This window comes from Bacillus pacificus, from assembly GCF_020861345.1.
GTDB lineage: Bacteria > Bacillota > Bacilli > Bacillales > Bacillaceae_G > Bacillus_A > Bacillus_A pacificus.
Genome location: NZ_CP086329.1, coordinates 104,425 through 124,456 on the forward strand (window position 1 = coordinate 104,425; position 20,032 = coordinate 124,456).

Below are 20,032 nucleotides of genomic sequence, written 5' to 3' on the forward strand. Positions count from 1 at the left end.
ATACAAGAAAACATACTAGGAGGATTTTTAATATGACTAACTTATTCGATTTTTTTGATATGGAAAAACAAGTAGAGGAAACAACAGTACCAGTGAAAAAAGCTGCTTCAGAGCAAGCCACTGCTAAAAAGGAAGAAAAAAAGGAAAAAACAAAAGATAAGACAAAGAGTAGTAAGAAAGTTAAGGCTACAAAATCTACAGATTGTCTAGATAAAATCAATACAACAACGGTTGTTCGTCACGTAGTATTTGGAGATATACCGTTAGTAGATTGGTTTACAGAAGAAGAAATTACACATGGAATCGCTGTTCAAAATGGAGATTCAACAGATGTAAGAAAAATAGAAGCAGAGGACATCCGCGTAAAATTAGAGCATCGTTATCCCTCATTTGTTAAAGGCTTAACTGTCATTAAATTTGATGAGGATACAAATGCACTACTTCCGATTTTAACTGTCGGCGCAAAAGGAGCAAGTACTGTAGAGGGACAATCTATTTCAGATTGTCCTTTTTCTTTTGGTGCTTGGCGTAAGCATTTTTTACCTGGGGATTTTATTCCGAGGATCTTATTAATGGACTTTATCATTATTGCACAGGCCATTTCTCGTAAACGTGATTGCGAATTACATGCTGATATCTATTTCAATACAGAGCGTGGTTATTTTATGGACTTTCCACGCCAGCAGGTAGCAACTGAAATTGTAATCCCTGAAACGAATATAGAGATGCAGTCTATCGCTATGAAAATTATGGAGATACATAGTCATCATCGTTTCTCTGCTGAACCAAGTGATTTAGATGATCAAAGTGAACGGGCTCCTATTCTTTATGCAATTGTTGGCAGAATAGAGGATGTTTTCCCTGAACTACTTGTACGCACTTGTGTAAATGGGGAATTTCATTCTATTAACCCTAACTTTATATTTGCAGGAGAATATGCAACGAAAGGGATAAGCCAAAATTACGATTTAAGTAGGATCACACTTTTAAAATAGATACACAAGGGGGCGTAAAAGAGACATATTTTATGTCTCTTTCTTTATTATGACAACATTAAAAACAATTCACGGCTCAATGTTTACAAAGATAAAGCACTACATGTTAGTTCTTACAAAGAATAAACATGCAATAGAGGAATCGCATGATGACTATAAGCTATTTCAATTTATGTGCAAGTTAGAGATGAATCACATATATAAAGCATTAGAAGGACAGAGGAAGGAGTCATTTATGCTGCACCGATACTATTGATGCATTCATTTGACTTGTATACCGTGCATAGGATTACAAATTTATCGATTCCATTTCTACGAAATTTAGAGAATACACAATCAAAAGAAAATAGGGGGCTATAAAAATGAGTATTGTTATTGATATTGCAGAAGGAAAGAAGATTGTACCACATATTGTATTAGTAGGTGCTGGAGGAAACGGAGGATTAATTTTACAACATATTGCTCAAATGATGAGTATTTTTCAATTGGATGGCGAAATTGTAGTTGCAGATCCAGACACGGTTGAAGAAAAAGTGCGCCCATAAGGGCCTTGTAAACTCTGATTTAGTAAATCAGCGGGTGAAGTGAAACAAGGTAATAACCCGACACCGGTAGCCTTATCCGTAATCGAAAGTGAGCGGGGAGTGTAGCATGGCTGCAACGGGATAAGTCACTCTAATGTCATGAGTGCGACTGAATTTCTAGGTGTACCGTGGTAAACAAGGTTGAATGCTAAACTGCGTGAAGGATAAATCAAGGGGTCTTATCAACGATCATATCGAAATAGACATTGGAACGATATGTCTCTAGTTCATCTCATCTATTTTTTGTGGAGAGAGATGTGTTTCACACTAGAGAACCAACTAAAGTACATTAGTAAAGATTGAAAGTCCCAACCGATATTACTACAAACTATTTACAAGGTACTAAATGGGGATTACCTAAGTGGAAGCGCCATTTATGGCTATAGAGGATGATTTCAAGGTGAAAACCAAGAAATGTGGCTCTTGAATATTCCATATGGTAACGGAGCCTTCGTAGTAGTCAGAGATAGGGAAAGCCTATCACACTAACGTATGACAAATCACGTTAGGTCATGATTGTGAAATCAAGATGGCGAAGGAAGGCAGTCAATTAGTTCATGATGATAATAAACAGGAAGGAAGCGAGATGCTGATGAGAAATCCAGTTTATGTATTGAACACCTTGTCAAAGAATACTATTAAAGAAAACTATAAGTTCAACAGATTATATAGAAATCTTTATAATCCGGAATTCTACTATAAAGCTTATCAAGAAATATATGCCAATCCAGGTAATATGACTAGAGGAACCATAAATAACACTGTTGATGGTTTTTCAAAAAATAGAGTATCTAAAATCATCAACAATATTAAAAATGGTAACTATAAACCTACCCCTGTTAAGCGAGTATATATTGATAAAAAAGGGAGTAAGAAAAAACGTCCTCTTGGGGTACCGACATTTGACGATAAACTTGTTCAATTAGTAATAAAGTACATCTTAGAAGCTATTTATGAACCAAACTTTTCTGAGAACTCACATGGATTCAGGAAAAATAGGGGTTGTCATACAGCCCTTAAACAAATTAAAAAGAGTGGTAGTGGAACTAAATGGTTTATTGAAGGTGATATTCAAGGTTTCTTTGACAATATTGATCACCATATCCTAATTAACCTACTAAGAAAACGTATCAATGACGAAACACTTATCGGGTTAATATGGAAGTTCCTAAGAGCTGGGTACATGGAGGATTGGCAATTCCACAAAACATTCAGCGGAACACCACAAGGAGGTATTCTGAGTCCACTTCTTGCTAACATATATCTAAACGAACTAGATATATACATGGCAAAATACGCTGAAAGGTTCGGAAAAGGTCAACCAAAAGACAGAGAAGTTGATAAAAGATATCAATACTTACACCTCAAAATAAAAAGAGGTCGTAAGAAAGCTGACTTACTAAGAGAACAAGGTAAACTCAATGAATCTCAAGAGTTAATCCATCAAGTCAACGAATGGATTAAGGAAAGAGGGCAACGCCCTTACTATAATCCAATGTCGGATAAATTCAAGTCCCTAAAATATGTTAGATATGCTGATGACTTCATTGTAATGTTAATCGGCAGTAAAGATGATGCCAAAGCCATTAAATTTGATATAGCTCAATTTCTCAATGAAGAATTGAAATTAACTTTATCAGAAGAAAAGACACTTATCACCCACTCTAGCAAGAAAGCAAAATTTCTTGGATACAATGTCAATATCACTAGAAATGAGCTATTTACCAAATACTCAGTGAAGGGTGCTAAAAGAAGACATCATAATCTAAAAGTAAGACTTGAAATCCCCCATGAAGCATGGCGAAATAAATTACTTGCCCTGAATGTTTTAGAAATGAAGTATGTGAATGGGAAAGAAACTTGGAAACCAAAGCATAGACCAGAAATGGCACACTTAGATGATCTGGAAATACTACATAATTATGTATTACAGATTAGAGGGATGTACAACTACTACAAATATGCAGTTAATTCAACGGTACTCCAAAAATTCAGTTACGTTCTAGAATACAGTATGTATAAAACGTTCGCCAATAAATATAAAAGCTCAATTGGAAAAATCAAGGGGAAATATTGCAAAAACGGTGTATTTGTAGTCAATTACAAAGATAAAAAAGGCAAACAACGCTCTCATTCTTTCTACAAGGAAGGGTTTAGAACGGTTGATATAACTAAGATGAAAACACAAGAAAATAACATCGACAACATGGTAGCCTCAAGAGCTCACATGTCAACAACTAGCCTTATAGATAGATTGTCAGCCAACAAATGTGAACATTGTGGTAAAACCGATTCTAACTTAGTAATGCACCATGTTCGAAAAATGAAAGATGTTGAGAAAGGCAAAGCCAAATGGCAAAAATTAATGATTGCCCGTAGACGCAAAACATTAGCCGTTTGTGAGGATTGCCATAATGAAATTCACTATGACATGAGAGTAGAACTTATAGCGAAAAATAGAAAAAAATAACTCTGACAAGCAATTGATGGAGAGCCGTATACTCTGAGAGGAGTACGTACGGTTCGGTGAGGGGTTTTGAGAAACCTGTCATAGCAATATGACAAGGCGCTCGCTTCCTACTCTACAACCTTGGAAATCAACTCTTTATTCGACCTGATGTTGGTAAATACAAAGCACAAGTACTGGCTCGTCGATATAAAGCTGGCTATAACGTTCCTATCTCTTCCTTTACGTCACAGTACATAGAAGACATAGAAACAATGCAGCAGTTGTTTGGTAATAAATATGATTTATTAAAAAAACAACATAAAGACGACTACTTGTATCTGCCAATTGTAATTGGGGCAGTAGATAATATGTTTTCTCGTGAGGTCTTTCATCAATTCTTCCATCAATCGGATAATCTTCTTTACATCGATGTAGGGAATACAGCTGTAACCGTTCCTGATAATTGGAGAGAAGTAAATAAAAGACATTGGACACCTCAACAAATAGCTGATTATAAAAACAGTGGTTATAACGGACAAGCAGTATGTGGAGTTAAATTGAATGGCGAGGTCATTCTTTCACCGCTTGGCGATTTATTTCCGGATGCTTTTACGAAAAAAGAAACGGCTCCAAGTCAATTAAGTTGTTCCGAATTAGCTGCTTCAGAACCACAGCGCGTTATTACCAATAAGTTCGCTGCCATGACTGTTGCCCAATTCGTTAACGAACTCTTTGATGAAGGTACCGTATCGAATCACTATATCATTTTCCAAGCTCAAAAGGCTTTTATGAAAGCTGCACCAATTGAGAAGTAATGATATAGGAGGGGACAAGATGAGAGTGTATCAATTAGATTCCACTCAATTACAACACAGTTTAACACCAACAAACATGTGTAATGGTGTTCTACAATACTACCAATATAAACAGTATACCGTTGTATCTGTACTTGATTTATCAAAGCAAGATTCCGAAATGATACCATTGCTTCTGGCTTGTTTAGCAGGGGCTTTGATTCATTTCAATCCGGATTCTTTTTTAGCGAAGGATGAATCTAGCATTTTATATTGGTGTAGAAAGAACTTTAAAGGATTTCATAGTATCTCTGACGATGGATTTTTACAAGATTTCAAGCAGATATACGAATGTTATCAAGCATTGCAGAACGTTGGGAAACAAGAGAAAAATATAAAAATAAATATGTAATAGCAAGGAGAAGAGGAACACATGTATAATATACTTAAACGTCAATATAATTACTTTATCCGAGGAGTGATTCGGATTAACGAAGAAGTACAAAGGGAATTGGACCTATTGGTGCAAAAGATTCGTGAAACTGTATCTTCTGTCCAAAAAATCATCCTTTTTGGCTCTCATGCATATGGCACACCAAATGAAGACAGTGATTTTGATCTCTGTATTGTTGTGGAAGGTGTCGGAGAAAGAAAAAGAGAAGTCATTAATCGTATCAATTGGGGTATTTATGATGTTATGGAAACACCAGTTGATATTTTAGTGTATGGGCCAGAAGAGTTTCAAGAACGTGCTAACCGTACCGTAACTATGGAACATAAGATTGCACTAGAAGGGAAGGTCCTATATGAGAAATACTGAGGATCTAAAAGAATGGGTATTCATTGCAAAATCTGATTTAGATTCTGCTGGTTACTTAACTCACATGAAACCTTTCCCTACTGCAATTATTTGTTATCATAGTCAACAATGTGTGGAAAAACTTCTAAAAGGATTTCTTGCACTAAATGGTAGAATAGTCCCAAAAACTCATAACCTTTTAATGCTGCACAAATCTTGTTGTAGATTAGATGAGGAGTTCTCATTGATTTTAGAACAATGTGTGCAGCTGAATGGTTATGCTACAGACATTCGTTATCCGTATTTTGAAGCACTTACTGTTCAAGATGGATTAATCGCTATACAACATGCTCAAAAAGTAATGAGTTTTTATATGGAAAAGTTAAACAAGTTGAATATACATGAAATCACAGTTGATTAAAAATAGAGGATATACATAAAAGAGAGTGCCTATTAGATAGGGACTCTCTTTTTCTATCTAATAAAAAAGGAGGAATGCTCCATGGCAGTATGAAATGATACTTTGCTATGGGGATAACAATATAACTCTGAATATTTATTAAGAAATTAAAGAGGAATCACCAAGTAATAAAGTGGCAATGCAATGTTTCAAACATGGAATATAAATTTAACTAGAATCAAAAACATGAGTTTAGTACTGTACTAAACCCATGTTCTAGAAGTTATTTACTTTTTATACTTATTCTATTTAATATTCTCGTAATCAGATACCCAAATGACACTGTCCTTAATTAAATATTCATTAGAAGTTTCATCTTCGTAGGAGGTAACCTTTCGGACCTCTAGTAAATTATTTAATAATAATTCTTTTTCTGTTGCAGATAGAGTATTTATTTCATCTTCTAGCCAAATAGAAACTAAATGATATGCCTGCCAGTTGAGAGCAATGTTATTTAAAAATAACGGCTTTTCCAATTGAGTTTGATATTCGACGAATTTATTTTTATACTCTACTATTTGTTCATCTAAAGCTATAATTAGCTGAGAATCTAATAAATCATTTCCATTTATCTGTAATCTTAAATAAAAGTGATCAAACTTAGATTCGGCGGTCGACTTCCAACTTTGAAAAACTTCAACTAATGCACAAATCACTTTCTTTTTATACCAAATTGGTAAATCCTGTGTATCTAGATAATTAAAAGTTTTTACATAATCAAAATGGTTAACCTCTAAAAATTTATTATCAAATTGACTATTCTCTACTTTCCATTCATTCAGCTTTCTTACTCTTCTTTTCCAACCTCTAATTTTTTTCAAGAAATAATACACCTCTGTTCAAACTATTATATTTTTATAGATCTACCTTTAACAGGACCTTTTATCATGTCACCAGTAAGTGGATCCATACTTCCTAGATGCTTACCTTTACTATCATAAACCTCAATGTCGTTATGAGTATGATCCCATTCATAGTATTTCTTTTTTGAACCTTTACCACTAGTTTTTGTTTTTCCTTTATGTGATGATAGACCTTTCCACACTGGACTATTTGATTTTGTTAGTTGCTTAGAAACTTGTCTTAAAGCAGTTTTTCCCCATTTTTTTATAGCAGCTTGGATACCTGCTCTGGCTACTAAAGCTAATACCACTGGAACGGCTGGTATTACAGAAGCTTGAAGTTTTGTTGTATCATACTCATATATTTTACCAGTTTTTTGATCTCTAAAGTTGGCGATGAATACTTCTTCATTTGATTCAATGACTTCAACATCAAAATTTACTTTTATTTCTTCTCCATTTTCATCAATAAAGTTTCCATTAACCTGAATATCACCTGTTTCTTTATCTAAAGAAACATCCGTTGATGCGGTAAAATCTTCAGCATTTACTGCACTTTCTACTATAATTTCTGCACTATTATCTGTAACAACCTCAACGTTCAACCCTTCTGAAACGCTACTATCAACTTGTTGTTCTACATTTTGATCAATTAGGTCTGTTTCTTGTGTTGCAGCATTAGCTTCATGAACAATAATCCCTAAATTAGGAATTAAAGTAATAAATAAAGTCAATATCATTATTTTTATTAATAATTTTTGCATCTTTAGTCACTCCTAGTCATTTTTGTATTAAACCATAGCCAAATTCATTATCATAACCCGTACTTCCTAGATCTATTGAACGCTCAATTAAAATTTTTTTAATTTGGTCCAAGTTAAGCGTATTATCGCCCTCAGCTAATAATGCAGCTATAACACCAGTTGCAAATGCAGTTGCAAACGATGTTCCACTATATGTGGAATACCCTCCATCTTGATTAGTTGACAATATATCAACTCCAGGAGCTGCAAAATCTATTTTTCCTTTGGCAGATGAGCTAGCACGTTTAAATTCTTTATTTACTGATGATATAGATATAACATTTTCATACTTAGCGGGATAGTCTACACCCAATCCATAAGTATTACCGGCAGCAGCTACTACAATAATTCCAGAATCTACTGCTTCATCTATTGCTTTTTTTAATTCAGGACTTTCAGATTGTAACCCAAAGCTAATGTTTAATATATTAACTCGTTGTTCTATACACCAACGTATACCTTTAATAAGATGGTCAACATCGCCTTTACCTTGCTTATCAAGGACTTTGACGTCATAGAGTTGAATGTTTGGCATTACACCTAAAATTCCCAAATTATTATTTTCAGCAGCTATGATTCCAGCAATAGCAGTTCCATGGCCAGTTTCATCAATAATAGGATTATTTAAATTAATAGTATTGAATTCTTTTACAACTTTACCTTTTAAATCTTCATGTTCTTTATATATACCATTATCCAAAATAGCAACCTTGATTTTATTTTGAATACCAGTAAATCTATCTTCTATTACAGCCTTTCTTCCCCAAGTTACAGATTGTTCTTCTTTTTTGTAGGGAATGTTAGATTTTGTTTTTGATAACGTAGACTCACTATAAAAAACAAAATAAAAAAGTGAACTACACAAAACTAGTACTGTTAGTATAATAATTAAAATCTTTTTAACCTTATTCACCTCTTTTCTACATGTTTTCAAGGTATGTATTGTAATTAATACTATTTAATCCAAATATAAAGATATCATTCGCGAAAACGCTTTATAAGTCTGCAAATTATTTCTTTTTTATGTTAATATTTACATATGGTAATTGCGATAATTAACGTGGTTTACTATACATGATATTAATGGTGAAGAAGATTTATTTGTCATAATGTCAATGAACGAAAAGCCCGAAATCTTTTTGTTATAAATAGATGTCACTGTAAAAAATGCATTAAAAAACATCTTGAACCAAATTAATTGAACTCGGCAGTTTTTTAGTACCAAGATATATTCATTTTTAACGAATTCCAACTAGAATTCTCCTTCCTCTAAGCGCAACGTAGGTGGGGATAAATTACAAAATCAGCAAAAACTTGATAAAAAGATATGACATTTCCTGAAGAGGTTCCTTCACTAAGGTAATTCTTAATATAATGAGGTTGGATTTAATACGTATGAAAATTTTCTTTAGGTACAACTACATGAATCCGAGGGAGTTTGGGGTGTTCTAAAATCATTTCTACAAATTGAGATGTTATCTGTCTTTGAATTAGAGTAATACTTAAAAGTAAAAGCGAAGAGGAGATTATAATGGAATTTAAGGAACTTATGAAGTACATAGAAGAAAATAAAGAAGAGTACTTCGAGGAATTAATGAAGACCAATGAAAATCTAATTAAAGAAATAGATCTAAAAATAGAGGAGGAAAAGTAAACTGACAAAAAAACAGCAAAGTAAATCAAATGAGTGATTTAGCAATACGGCTTAAAGACTTAGGAGTTAGCAGATGGAGAGTTCTAAAACTAAACTTTAAGTGCTCATTATTACGAAGGAATTGGTTATATAATACATAGTGATGAGAATCATAAATCTTTACTATTACGATTAATTGGTGCAAGATCTGTTACTGTATCTAAAGTTACAATTTACAAAATGCACAATTAATATACCTGTATACGAAATAATTAAACTCCCTCTATTATGATTTAAAGCAGAGGGAGTTTATTGTTTAATAATAAATTCAATTGAGCCAATTAAGATATGAATTAAGGTGAAATATCACCAATAAATCCCTCAGCACGATTAATTGATATAAATATTTTATATCAAATTTCCTTATATGACTTATAAATTCAAATATTGAAAATATCTTTTTAACGATATTTTAGTCTTAAAACCAATTCTAGCAATTAATTCACTTTCAGAAAGTCCTTGCTTAATAAGGCGAAGAATAAATGTGTTCCTCAGCTGCTGTGCAGAAATACGCCTATCTAATTCTGCTCGTTTCACTTCAAGTCGAATCATCTTTTGTATAGCAACCTCAGACAAAGCCTTTGGTGCATCATTTTCGTAAACCCATCGATAAGTACCTCGATTAAAATCAAATGCCACAAATAGGGGATTATCTGTGTGCTGTCGAGGTCTTACAGGTTCAGGGATAGTCGAATAATATTTGTAAAGCTGTTTTGTATCTTCGACTGTTAAGAAGATGGATCTAGTAACTCCGTTTTCTCCTGGAACAATTATAGTGTTCCTAGCAAACTGTATATGGCTCATATTAAGCGATACAAGCTCTTGCAAAGACAAACCATAGTTTATTATTAAATTAATTATACAAGCATTTCTATTCATGATTAGAGGGCGATATTTAGCTTGTCTCTCTGTTAATCCCTTAGTTGATAGAACAGTTTGTTTTAAAAGTGCTTCTTCCAATACAGTAATAAAATCATTGTCATTTAGTGATTGATCCGGAATTAAAGAGAGATGAATATAATCTAATGGACTAACTATACCTAAAAACATGTGTAACTTCTTTAAAACCACCCATATCCTGTGCCTTGTTTTAAGAGAATATTCTCGTTTGTTTTCTAACACGGAGAAATAAGCTTGATAATCATCTACGGATATTTCATTCCATGATTTGATATGTAAAAGCAACTCATTTTCATTCAACCATCTATAAAAATCTTTAATATCGTATGCATAGCGTTGGATTGTAGAATGTTTTCGGCCTTTTTCACTTAAATATGTAGAGAAAGCTTCTAAAGTTTTCTCTAAGTTAATTGTTTCATTCAATATAATCACCTAATTTCATTGGATATATTATAACAGAAAATAAGTGAAAGACCTGCTACCGCCCTTTGCTACGCACGGTTGCTGGCATATCCCAAAAGCAAACGGACAAACAACCCTTTGTTTTTGGGATATGTTGTTTATTAATTATAAATCCAAATAAATAGGGCTATCATAATACTCCAAAAGGGCACTACAAAAACTAATCCCCAAAGAATACCTTTAAAAAATCCAATCTCATTATAAGTATTCTTTTCTATGTAATTCATATCTTTTAGTACAGCCATGTTTAATCCTCCCAATATAAATTGTTTAGTAAAATGAAAAAAGGACAAACCTAGTCCTGGTAGGGATACGTAGGTTTGTCCTTTTGTATGAGGGTAATGATCTGTTTAATTACCATTATTATAACGTAATTTACAAATATTTTCAATTAAGTCGGACATCTTATTAACAAACATACTAGCTGTATTAAAAATCTATTATAAATATATATCTTATATATTAAAAAGAAATAAAGATAAAACTTTTATAGGTTATTTAAAATAGAGGTTAGACTTACTGCTGCAAGGGGAAAGTTGATATAAAAACATAAAAAATCATAAATTATAGAAAAAGTATCCGTAGATTCAAGGATTATTAGACTTTTAATTCTACAAAAAAGCAGAAAGAAAATACTATATTTCTACATGAAATCGGAAAGAATTTGATACCAATCGCATTATATATATTCAATCTTGTAAATAGAAGTTGTTTTACTTATTTTGGTAATCAAGTTGGTATTAATCTTCTAATTATCCACATTTCATTCAGGTTAGGCAGCTATTTGTTAACATTACTCAGTATTTACACATAACTCACATTATTATTGATGATTTTTATTAGATAAAATGAGCGACAGTAGTATTATCAGGGGTATTGAGGAAATATTATCCACATTGGATCATATTTATCCTCATATCCACTATTATTATTATTTTCCTTTTGATTTTTTGTAGGTATTATGAGATAGGTTTTAATACATTAGAAGAACACACTCTAGTATTATGTGGAGAGTTATGTATTGATAGAACCAAATTTGTATAGAAGTGCATAAAAAAAGACTCCATTTTACATGAAGTTCTTTCGATTTGGTATTTATAAATAGAGTAGTAGGAAGGTATTACTAATTAAAGAAACACGAATAGCCCTCCACTTTTGTTTTTTTCAAAAATAGAGAGCTAGTTGTTATTATTTTATTTCCATTGCAGTTAGTACCTGATCTGGAGCTGTTATTGTTACACCAGCACGTACTAAACGTTCGAAGGTACGCATAAACTCTAGTAAATTAAACTGCTTTGGTAGCTCAATCACACGAAGTTTTTCTTGTGGTAGCTTATCAATGGCTTCGATAAACCATTCACGTACATCACTTGGGATCGTGCGTTCTTTATGACCACGAACTTTTAATTTTTCTCGCATTTCAATTTCTAAAGCGATATATGCATGAAGATTCACACCTTGATCATATGCATATTTTCTAAATAACGTTTCTTCCGGGTATTTTAAATAATTACGGTGATAAGATTCTTCCGTCACAGGTACCGCAAACTTCTGCTTCAGTAGTGCATGCACATTCTTAAACATCTTCTTAATGTTGTGTAGAGAGTACATAGAATAATATAAACCGAAATTAAAGACAGCTTGCTCACGGTCACTATTTCTCTCTTTTGGTATATGTTGCGCAATAAGAGGGTAGATACCTTCTTTCGCTGCAGCATCAAGGATTTGATATTGAGATGTTTGATGTAATAGTTTTTTCAATGTATATACAATTTTCGTTGGATATCCTTCTTTTCGATCAATTATGTCACGAAGTCCGCGAATTACACTGCGGATTTGGCGATGACAAGTATGCTTTAATACATGAATGAATTTATTCATGTCTGCAGACAGTTCACCGATATTCATCTCTTGTAGAACTGCTTCTATAAATTTCGCTTTACGAGCATAGGTAGCTTTTGGTGTAAATGGATCCCTGTGTTGCTCTTCTCCAGATTCTTTTTTACATAAAAAATCCGAATGAATAGATAAATATAAGGTTGTATATCGTTTTGTATGCTTTACACCTTTTTGCATTTTGCAAATTTTGAATAGGGGATTCCCCGTACATGGTAATGCAGTTGTTAATTCTTCGATAACCGCACGGATCTGATGCGGATATTTTTTATGTAAGAAACGATACATCCCACCGAAGTGAGTTTTGTTGCCTCTTTCGTCCTGCTTGTCCAAAGAACGCTTTAATGTTGTTTCTGTATGTTGTTGCATGGCGATATCTAAGAATAGTTTCTTAGCCGCTACAGATAGCTTAAAGAAAGCCTTTGTAAATACAACAGGACTAATATATACGTATGGATTTGCTTTTCCTGTTTCCTCATTCATAAAATGAGTCAGCTTGATAGTATATCGGCCATCTACTCCGTTTTCAATGGAGATAATGTTATGTAAGTTTAATTTCTTTAATGCAATATAGAATTGAGAGTGTTGGATATAAGCAAATTCTTCTTTGTATTGCTTGTAATCTTCCCACATCATATGTATTGTTACATTTGGAATAACACCATTAGTAAAGCATTTCTTATGTAGATATAAGAAAACTTCGAGATCAGCATTCGTAATGCCGTATAATTTATGTTTTCTTCCTGTTTTTCCTGCAAGTGCAGACATTGCGCGACGTGAAAAAGATGGTTTGGCTTTTTCGACAAAGCCTTCTACGTCAGCAATACGTTCTTCGTATGTCATGTGCTGCAGAATATCTTCTAAATATGTATCTTTATAGCTGTAGTACTTCTCCTCAAATGTTTCCACAAATTTTTGCCAAGCTTTTAATGTTACTAACACAGCATTGGTTGTTTCCCCATTTAAGCTACGTTGATTACGTATCACAAATGATTTTCCCATCTTTTTCACCTCCGTTCTACAAATTCAGAAAGATATGCCAAATTACTATAAAATATTCCAATTTTGATTATAGCAAAACGAATTTTGTAAAAATGTGCTCCTTTAAGAAGAAAAATAGCAACTTGCAACAGCTTATGAAGCTAGTCGTATCAAGGGTTAAGAGAATTTCTTAATTTTTTTTTGTGTTAAGGATACCGCAAACGTGTTGCAAGTTGATTATATGTATATGAATAAGCAGAAAAAGTATCTAACCCCTTGATATATAAGGGATTAGAGTGAAAATGATAGGGGAGTTAGGGAAAGGATACCGCAAACGTGTTGCAAGTTGGTTAGCAGGATCATTAATAATGAATTGCAAGGATTACCCTTGATATAAAAGGGTTTTTTGGCACTTATAGATTGAAAATAGGGAAAGGATACCGCAAACAGTGTTGCATCTTGTGTAAAGAATAAGGGCATGAATACCGCAAACGTGTTGCAAGTTGGATGATATGTATATAAGTAAGTGGAAAAGTACCTAAACCCTTGGTATATAAGGGATTAGAGTGAAAATGGTAGGGAAGTTAGGGAAAGGATACCGCAAACATGTTGCATTTTATGTATGTAACTTACTCAAAATATAAGAAAAATAGCTTAAAAATTTTAAAATTACTAGGTTGAAAAATAAATTATACTGTTGCAAGTTGAGAGAAATAGGGAAAGGATACTGCAAACGTGTTGCAAGTTGATGAGTTAAGGAAAGCGAAGCGCAAAAGAAATGCAAGTAAAGAAGAAATAGGGAAGAGAAAAGGCAACCATGTTGCAAATTGAGGACTAAGGGAAAGCAAAGCGCAAAAAAATGTAAGTAAAGAAGAATAGGTAAAAGAAAGAGCAACCATGTTGCAAATTGAGGACTAAGGGAAAGCAAAGCGCAAAAAAATGTAAGTAAAGAAGAATAGGTAAAAGAAAGAGCAACCATGTTGCAAATTGAGGACTAAGGGAAAGCAAAGCGCAAAAGGAATGCAAGTAGAGAAGAAATAGGAAGAGAAAGAGCAACCATGTTGCAAGATGACGAGTTAGGGGAAGAAAGACGCAAAACCTTGTAAATATCTGTTACAATAAATTAAATATAATAGTAGTAAGGAATTTTATGATGAAAACTACTTTGTTATGATCCATGGTTTAGGGAGGGATATAAAGTGGATAATTTATTACAAATGTTTCGAGATGCATTGTTAATCTCTGAGCCAATTTATAAAACAAATGAGCTAGTATGGAATAAGTGGAATGCATACTTTAAAGATGTTGAAAACAATAATAATAAAGTATTAACCTCATCTCATGCATCTCCATCATTTACTGCATTAGTGTCTTGGCTAGAAAAAAAGCAAGAATCCGGTATTACATTAGTACAAATTTATGCGAAAATTGATTCCTATAAGGAAGAAATATATAAAGAAATCGAAGGATTTATAGAAAAAGAATTTCAAGATGTAGCACCTTCAAGTTCCATAGTAGTAGAAAATGATCAAAATATAGATAAGACAAGCATAGTAAACTATGAGGATTATTATGAGGTAAATAACTCTGCTGTTTATTATAAGCTAAGAGATGGGATTGCAAAAAATCAATTTGAAGAAGATGAGTTAAGTAAGGTTTTACAATATCCTATTGAAACTAAATCTTCTAATGGTGTAGCTCAGCTTTCTTCACACAAAGATGAAGATTTAAGACTTACAAATATAGAAGAAGCTGCTCGGTGGAATACCCTTGTCGATGATGTAATGAGTAATATGGATGATTTAACGGCAGATTGTTTAGATGCAATTACAATACAATGGATAAACGAAGCAAAATCTCCAGACGAATTCATTGATTTTTCTTATGAGCAAGTTTTAGAAATGTGTAACATTCCAAAAACAGTAGTCAAAAATAAAGAATACTATAGAGCGGAAGATAAAATTAAAATAGCAAAGAGAATTGCGGCTTTAGCAAGCATTTTTATCTATTTAAATGATGATAATGAGGTAGTAGTATTAAATGACCGTGATGATGATGGAGAACGTTTAGAATTAAAACGTGAAGTAATCAAAAGGTTATTTGTATTAGATTCAGTTGTATTGTGGAGACATAGTGTTACTAATGAATACATGGGCATTGAGTCTTGTCGTATTAAGCCAGGCAGCTTTTTAACCAATTACTTATACGGATCAAATAATACAACAGCGTTATTATCTAAAAAAGCACTTGAATACAATAGTTATAGACACAAATATCATAAAAGGTTAATTCGATACTTAACATGGCAATGGAGAATTAGACAAATGTATTCATCATTGAAAAAGCCATATTCTATAGGTGGGGACAAAGGGCTGCTAGCAGTAATGGATATCCCAAAAGATTGGAAGCCGAATCGCATTAGAGAACAGTTGGAAAATGTTCTAATGGATTTAGAAAATGAAAAAGTAATCTCTCATTGGGAGTATAGTGATCCACTTGATGAACAACAAATTGGGAAACGTAATTGGTTTAAAAACTATTACGCTAATTTAGGAATAACGATTTTACCGCCTGAGGAAATGCTGCAATCAATGGATAGGGTAATCGGAAAGAAATGTATAGAAGAACTTCAAGAACAATTACCTGAAGTAACAGTTGTTAAAGAAGTAAAGAAGACTGTAGAATCAGTCGAACAAATAGAGAAGAAGATCCGTGAACAAATACTGAAAGTACACAATGAAAAAAAAGTAAGTATTCGTGAAATAGCAGATGAAATTAGTATTTCTCCGTCTACATTATCTAGATTTTGCAATTATAAAACAAAACGTTTATCTAAAAAAGCATTAGAAAAGCTAACGAAATGGTGCGAAAGACAAGAAATATTAGAAAAGATGTAACATAGACTAAACATTTCTTTTAATAATAGTCCAATTAAAAATACACATACATTATGTATGTGTATTTTACTTATTATCAATTGCAAGAGGCCAAATTTCTTTTATTAAAAGTAATTTTGGAGGGCGAAGGTCCTACTGGAAAATCAAAATAGTTATGCGGTTTAATCCACTACAATTAAACTTCTTGTCTTATCGATATGGTTCAGTAACATATGATACTCTTCTTCATACATAGTTAAACGTTGTAGAAGGGATTGATTCTCAGCTTCTAAAGCTTCAATTTGATTTTGTAAAATTGTCAATTCATTTACATCTTTATAATTTTGTAGAAAGAGAATAATGTCATCTAATGTAATAGACAAAGAGTTTGTTTCTTTTTCTGATTGGGAGAGAGGAATGTTGTTTCCCGCTTTACGGTGTTGTTTGGCTTGTTGTATTTCGTCTTGGTATTGTTTTCTCACATATGAATTCCAACGAAATCCACAAGCTGCGGGTGTTCTAGCTAGTAGTTTTGCTACTTCTTTGAATGCAGCTAATTGTGTTCCACCGTTACGAATATACTGAAGTACTGTTGATGCGAGAAGTAAATCGTTATCATTAGTCCAAGAATCTTGTCTTGAAATTACCACGTTTTAACCCCCCATATATGTTTTATATTACATATATGCAGTTACTTAAAATGATAGAAGCTCAATCTCTCTTACAATAATTAAGGGTAAGTTTATAGAAGTATCTATGATTTTCAATGCAAAATTACATATAAGGTTGACTATTCACCAAACCTGTAACTATAATAGTTACAGGTTTGTAACTAAATTAATAGATTGGATTGACATGAGTTAGTTCTATGAATGATGTATAAACAAATATTTAAGAATGAATGGAGTTGAAAATATAGACCTACATATAAAATATATTTCTAGAAAGAAATTAGGTAATATACATTTTTTTATAATTATATATTAATAAAAAGAGGTGTGCGTTTTGAAAATTTTTAAGGGAATTCTAGTTTCTTCAATTGCATTAACAGCATTTAATGGAGTAGGTGGTATACTTCCAAGTGAAAAATCAGAAGTTGCCTACGCAGCTACTTACAATTATTCAAATAAGCAATTGAATTCTACTGTACATAAGCAAGCTACTAAACAATTAATTTTAAAATTTAAAAATGAAGCGAATTTACCATATCAGGATGGAATAGAAAAATTCATTAAAGAAGAAAAACAAGATCCTGAATTCATTGGAATTTTAGCTGAATATCCAAATGTAACTATAAATCGACTTTTTAATTCTTTAAATCCTAAAGAAATTAAAAATCTAGGTAAAGAAATAAAAGATTCTGATCATATTTCTTCTAATTTGCTAAACTACTATATTGTAGAAACTCAAGATGGTATTGATGTACAAGCGTTACTTACAAAAATTGAGAAATCATCTCTTGTTGAAACGGCGTATTTACAGGAAGAAGAGGCGTCACCAGAAGAGCGTTTACCAAATTTATCTGTTAACCCATATGATGAGCCTAGACTTACAAGACAAGGTTATCTTGAACCAGCACCATTAGGAATTAATGCACCTTATGCCTGGAGCATAAAAGGTGGGGATGGAAAAGGGACTACATTCGTAGATATGGAGTATGGGTGGTTATTTAGTCATGAGGATTTAGTGAATCAAAAGATTGAATTGATATCTGGACAAAATAAAAGCGAGCACCATGATCATGGTACTTCAGTCTTAGGAATTGTTTCGGCAGAGGATAATAACATAGGCGGAATTGGAATCGCACCCAAAGCTAAGGTAAAGGTTGTATCTCAAATTAGGGATAACGGAAATTATAATACAGCTGATGCTATTTTAAGTGCGGTTAACAATATGCAAGCTGGAGATATTCTTTTACTAGAGGCACAAGCAACTTACGATGGATATGGAGATAAGAACTATCTTCCTGTAGAAGTAAAACCGGATATATTTGATGCAATTCGTCTGGGAGCAAATAAAGGAATTATTATTATTGAAGCAGGTGCAAACGGCGGAAACGATTTAGATCAATTCAGAGACCGTAACGGTAAACAAGTTTTAAATCGTAATAGTCCTGATTTTAAAGATTCAGGGGCAATTATGGTTGGAGCAGCTTCTGCAAGAGTTCCTCATAAGCGTTCATATTTCTCTAATTATGGTAGTAGAGTGGATGTGTATGGATGGGGGAATGCAGTAGATACAACAGATGCTAAACCAAGTGAATTTACAACAAATCTATATACTTCTAGCTTTAGTGGAACATCTAGCGCATCACCTATTATTGCTGGTGCTGCTGCATCAATTCAAGGAATTGCAAAAAATAATCAGGGAAAAGTATATACACCAAGCCAGCTTAGGGATATTTTAAGTGACCCTAGTACTGGGACGAAATCTAACGATCCAATCTCTGATAAAATTGGTGTTTTACCTGACTTAAAAGCCATTTTATCTAAACTTGGTTTTTCACCAAACTTAGGTAATGATTCCTCCATTGTATTTCCTGATGAACCAGAGATAAATAAAGGGAATAAGGGAAATGAAGGATCTACTATTACATTCCCAAAAGAAGATTCCACTAATAGTGAAGGGGACTCTACCTTTATTTTCCCAGAATAATGGTAGAAAGAACTTCTTAGTATAAAGGATTCTTATATAACTAGTTATTTATAATAATAGTGAGAAAGGCTCTTATGCGTAGTAGCATAAGAGTCTTTTTGTTTTAAAATATACAAGTAGTTTAGGAAGAGTTAATTGGCATATGAATTAAGAAGATGTCTTACTTGTTCTATAAAATAATGGTGGTGTATATTATTTTTGTTACTTGACTAGCCATAATAGCCCCTTCTATGAAAGAAGCAAGTGACATAACATCTATATCATCTTTCATTTCTTATTTTTCGACTCCTTCTTTAATAAGAGATTCCATTAGTACTACTGTATTATCATATCCTTTTGCACCTGCAGCATGTAATTCAGGGAAAACATCTGTACTTTCAATTGCAACATTAAGTAAAGGATACCCACCAGCTATTAGCTATTGGGGGATTGTTGACCGTATCTTGGTATACAAGGAAGATAGCGATGATTTTATCTATAACATTTTCTTTATTTTCTATAGCCACATAAAAATGTTTCCATATGATTTCTCCACCTTTATCAAGTGCAGCCAATGCAATTTCTTCTTTGCTTTTAAATCGGCGATAAATAGCGCCTTTAGGCAGAGAAGCAGTGTCCATGATATCTTGAAGGGATGTGCGGAAAATTCCTTGCGTATTGAATAGATACAAAACTACAACATACCTACCCCTGAACTATAATAATTTAGGTCAGAAATAAACTTCTAATTTTGTGAGGAGTTAAGTACTAAAAAGGCTTAATTTTATTTAAGTATTTGTGGTAGTTTAAAGGACTTATCATTGGTTATGATATAATAAAATTCAAGTATACTAAGGGGGATTA

The 20,032-nt window shown here is 32.9% G+C and carries 16 protein-coding genes and 3 pseudogenes; 11 read left to right on the plus strand and 8 right to left on the minus strand.

Going from position 1 to position 20,032, the window contains the following annotated elements; genetic code table 11:
• Nucleotides 1–32 precede the first annotated feature (32 nt).
• The 8 genes and pseudogenes from LMD38_RS27565 (at nucleotide 33) to LMD38_RS27600 (ending at nucleotide 6,042) form a co-directional block, all read left to right on the plus strand.
• Complete coding sequence (locus LMD38_RS27565) at nucleotides 33–995, plus strand: hypothetical protein (RefSeq protein WP_046647663.1); 963 nt, start codon at nucleotides 33–35, stop codon at nucleotides 993–995.
• A gap of 49 nt (nucleotides 996–1,044) precedes the next feature.
• Nucleotides 1,045–1,355: pseudogene (locus tag LMD38_RS27570) on the plus strand (hypothetical protein).
• Nucleotides 1,356–1,357: 2 nt separating this feature from the next.
• A complete protein-coding gene (locus LMD38_RS27575; RefSeq protein ID WP_000029266.1) occupies nucleotides 1,358–1,540 on the plus strand; it encodes a ubiquitin-activating E1 family protein in 183 nt (60 codons plus the stop codon).
• 631 nt (nucleotides 1,541–2,171) lie between these two features.
• Nucleotides 2,172–4,049: a reverse transcriptase domain-containing protein gene (locus LMD38_RS27580; protein ID WP_033665583.1), complete on the plus strand. Its 1,878-nt coding sequence runs from the start codon at nucleotides 2,172–2,174 to the stop codon at nucleotides 4,047–4,049.
• A gap of 116 nt (nucleotides 4,050–4,165) precedes the next feature.
• Nucleotides 4,166–4,843: pseudogene (locus LMD38_RS27585) on the plus strand (ThiF family adenylyltransferase); the annotation flags it as partial.
• 19 nt (nucleotides 4,844–4,862) lie between these two features.
• Nucleotides 4,863–5,234: a hypothetical protein gene (locus LMD38_RS27590; protein ID WP_046647660.1), complete on the plus strand. Its 372-nt coding sequence runs from the start codon at nucleotides 4,863–4,865 to the stop codon at nucleotides 5,232–5,234.
• Nucleotides 5,235–5,255: 21 nt separating this feature from the next.
• Nucleotides 5,256–5,642: a nucleotidyltransferase domain-containing protein gene (locus LMD38_RS27595; protein ID WP_046647657.1), complete on the plus strand. Its 387-nt coding sequence runs from the start codon at nucleotides 5,256–5,258 to the stop codon at nucleotides 5,640–5,642.
• Entirely contained in the window at nucleotides 5,629–6,042 is a 414-nt protein-coding gene (locus tag LMD38_RS27600; RefSeq protein ID WP_046647655.1) for a HEPN domain-containing protein, read from the plus strand. The genes LMD38_RS27595 and LMD38_RS27600 overlap by 14 nt, the downstream gene beginning before the upstream one ends.
• A gap of 284 nt (nucleotides 6,043–6,326) precedes the next feature.
• Here the strand turns inward: LMD38_RS27600 and LMD38_RS27605 are convergent, their stop codons facing one another.
• Genes LMD38_RS27605 through LMD38_RS27615 form a run of 3 tightly spaced genes read right to left on the minus strand, consistent with a single transcriptional unit; the run spans nucleotide 6,327 to nucleotide 8,639 of the window.
• Complete coding sequence (locus LMD38_RS27605; RefSeq protein WP_046647653.1) at nucleotides 6,327–6,902, minus strand: hypothetical protein; 576 nt, start codon at nucleotides 6,900–6,902, stop codon at nucleotides 6,327–6,329.
• A gap of 26 nt (nucleotides 6,903–6,928) precedes the next feature.
• Entirely contained in the window at nucleotides 6,929–7,687 is a 759-nt protein-coding gene (locus LMD38_RS27610) for an SAR2788 family putative toxin (RefSeq protein ID WP_046647651.1), read from the minus strand.
• Between the two features lie 16 nt (nucleotides 7,688–7,703).
• Nucleotides 7,704–8,639, minus strand: coding sequence for a S8 family peptidase (locus LMD38_RS27615; RefSeq protein ID WP_046647649.1), 936 nt, complete (start codon nucleotides 8,637–8,639; stop codon nucleotides 7,704–7,706).
• Between the two features lie 618 nt (nucleotides 8,640–9,257).
• On the opposite strand from LMD38_RS27615, the gene LMD38_RS28675 reads away from it, so the two are divergent.
• On the plus strand, nucleotides 9,258–9,380 hold the full coding sequence (locus LMD38_RS28675; protein WP_256490000.1) for a hypothetical protein: 123 nt from the start codon (nucleotides 9,258–9,260) through the stop codon (nucleotides 9,378–9,380).
• Between the two features lie 411 nt (nucleotides 9,381–9,791).
• On the opposite strand, the gene LMD38_RS27620 is transcribed toward LMD38_RS28675, so the two are convergent.
• The 3 genes from LMD38_RS27620 to LMD38_RS27630 form a co-directional block, all read right to left on the minus strand.
• On the minus strand, nucleotides 9,792–10,751 hold the full coding sequence (locus LMD38_RS27620; RefSeq protein ID WP_046647647.1) for a tyrosine-type recombinase/integrase: 960 nt from the start codon (nucleotides 10,749–10,751) through the stop codon (nucleotides 9,792–9,794).
• 131 nt (nucleotides 10,752–10,882) lie between these two features.
• Nucleotides 10,883–11,026, minus strand: coding sequence for a hypothetical protein (locus LMD38_RS27625; RefSeq protein ID WP_162837644.1), 144 nt, complete (start codon nucleotides 11,024–11,026; stop codon nucleotides 10,883–10,885).
• Between the two features lie 943 nt (nucleotides 11,027–11,969).
• On the minus strand, nucleotides 11,970–13,679 hold the full coding sequence (locus LMD38_RS27630; protein WP_046647645.1) for a hypothetical protein: 1,710 nt from the start codon (nucleotides 13,677–13,679) through the stop codon (nucleotides 11,970–11,972).
• A 1,178-nt stretch (nucleotides 13,680–14,857) separates the two neighbouring features.
• Between LMD38_RS27630 and LMD38_RS27635 the strand changes: the two genes are divergently transcribed.
• Nucleotides 14,858–16,555 carry a helix-turn-helix domain-containing protein gene (locus tag LMD38_RS27635; protein WP_046647643.1) on the plus strand — a complete coding sequence of 566 codons (1,698 nt, stop codon included), beginning with the start codon at nucleotides 14,858–14,860 and terminating at the stop codon, nucleotides 16,553–16,555.
• Nucleotides 16,556–16,716: 161 nt separating this feature from the next.
• Here the strand turns inward: LMD38_RS27635 and LMD38_RS27640 are convergent, their stop codons facing one another.
• Nucleotides 16,717–17,184 (minus strand): RsfA family transcriptional regulator, encoded by a 468-nt coding sequence (locus LMD38_RS27640; RefSeq protein ID WP_046647641.1) that lies wholly within the window; start codon nucleotides 17,182–17,184, stop codon nucleotides 16,717–16,719.
• 355 nt (nucleotides 17,185–17,539) lie between these two features.
• On the opposite strand from LMD38_RS27640, the gene LMD38_RS27645 reads away from it, so the two are divergent.
• A complete protein-coding gene (locus LMD38_RS27645) occupies nucleotides 17,540–19,189 on the plus strand; it encodes a S8 family peptidase (RefSeq protein WP_046647639.1) in 1,650 nt (549 codons plus the stop codon).
• A gap of 131 nt (nucleotides 19,190–19,320) precedes the next feature.
• Here LMD38_RS27645 and LMD38_RS27650 read toward each other — a convergent pair.
• A pseudogene (locus LMD38_RS27650) lies at nucleotides 19,321–19,860 on the minus strand (TetR/AcrR family transcriptional regulator).
• Nucleotides 19,861–20,032 lie beyond the last annotated feature (172 nt).

Excerpts from the sequence above, each read along its gene's own strand:
- LMD38_RS28675 (WP_256490000.1), top strand. The coding sequence starts at position 9,258 with ATGGAATTTAAGGAACTTATGAAGTACATAGAAGAAAATAAAGAAGAG.
- LMD38_RS27610 (WP_046647651.1), bottom strand. The coding sequence starts at position 7,687 with ATGCAAAAATTATTAATAAAAATAATGATATTGACTTTATTTATTACT.
- LMD38_RS27580 (WP_033665583.1), top strand. The coding sequence starts at position 2,172 with ATGAGAAATCCAGTTTATGTATTGAACACCTTGTCAAAGAATACTATT.
- LMD38_RS27575 (WP_000029266.1), top strand. The coding sequence starts at position 1,358 with ATGAGTATTGTTATTGATATTGCAGAAGGAAAGAAGATTGTACCACAT.
- LMD38_RS27590 (WP_046647660.1), top strand. The coding sequence starts at position 4,863 with ATGAGAGTGTATCAATTAGATTCCACTCAATTACAACACAGTTTAACA.
- LMD38_RS27565 (WP_046647663.1), top strand. The coding sequence starts at position 33 with ATGACTAACTTATTCGATTTTTTTGATATGGAAAAACAAGTAGAGGAA.
- LMD38_RS27600 (WP_046647655.1), top strand. The coding sequence starts at position 5,629 with ATGAGAAATACTGAGGATCTAAAAGAATGGGTATTCATTGCAAAATCT.
- LMD38_RS27595 (WP_046647657.1), top strand. The coding sequence starts at position 5,256 with ATGTATAATATACTTAAACGTCAATATAATTACTTTATCCGAGGAGTG.
- LMD38_RS27630 (WP_046647645.1), bottom strand. The coding sequence starts at position 13,679 with ATGGGAAAATCATTTGTGATACGTAATCAACGTAGCTTAAATGGGGAA.
- LMD38_RS27625 (WP_162837644.1), bottom strand. The coding sequence starts at position 11,026 with ATGGCTGTACTAAAAGATATGAATTACATAGAAAAGAATACTTATAAT.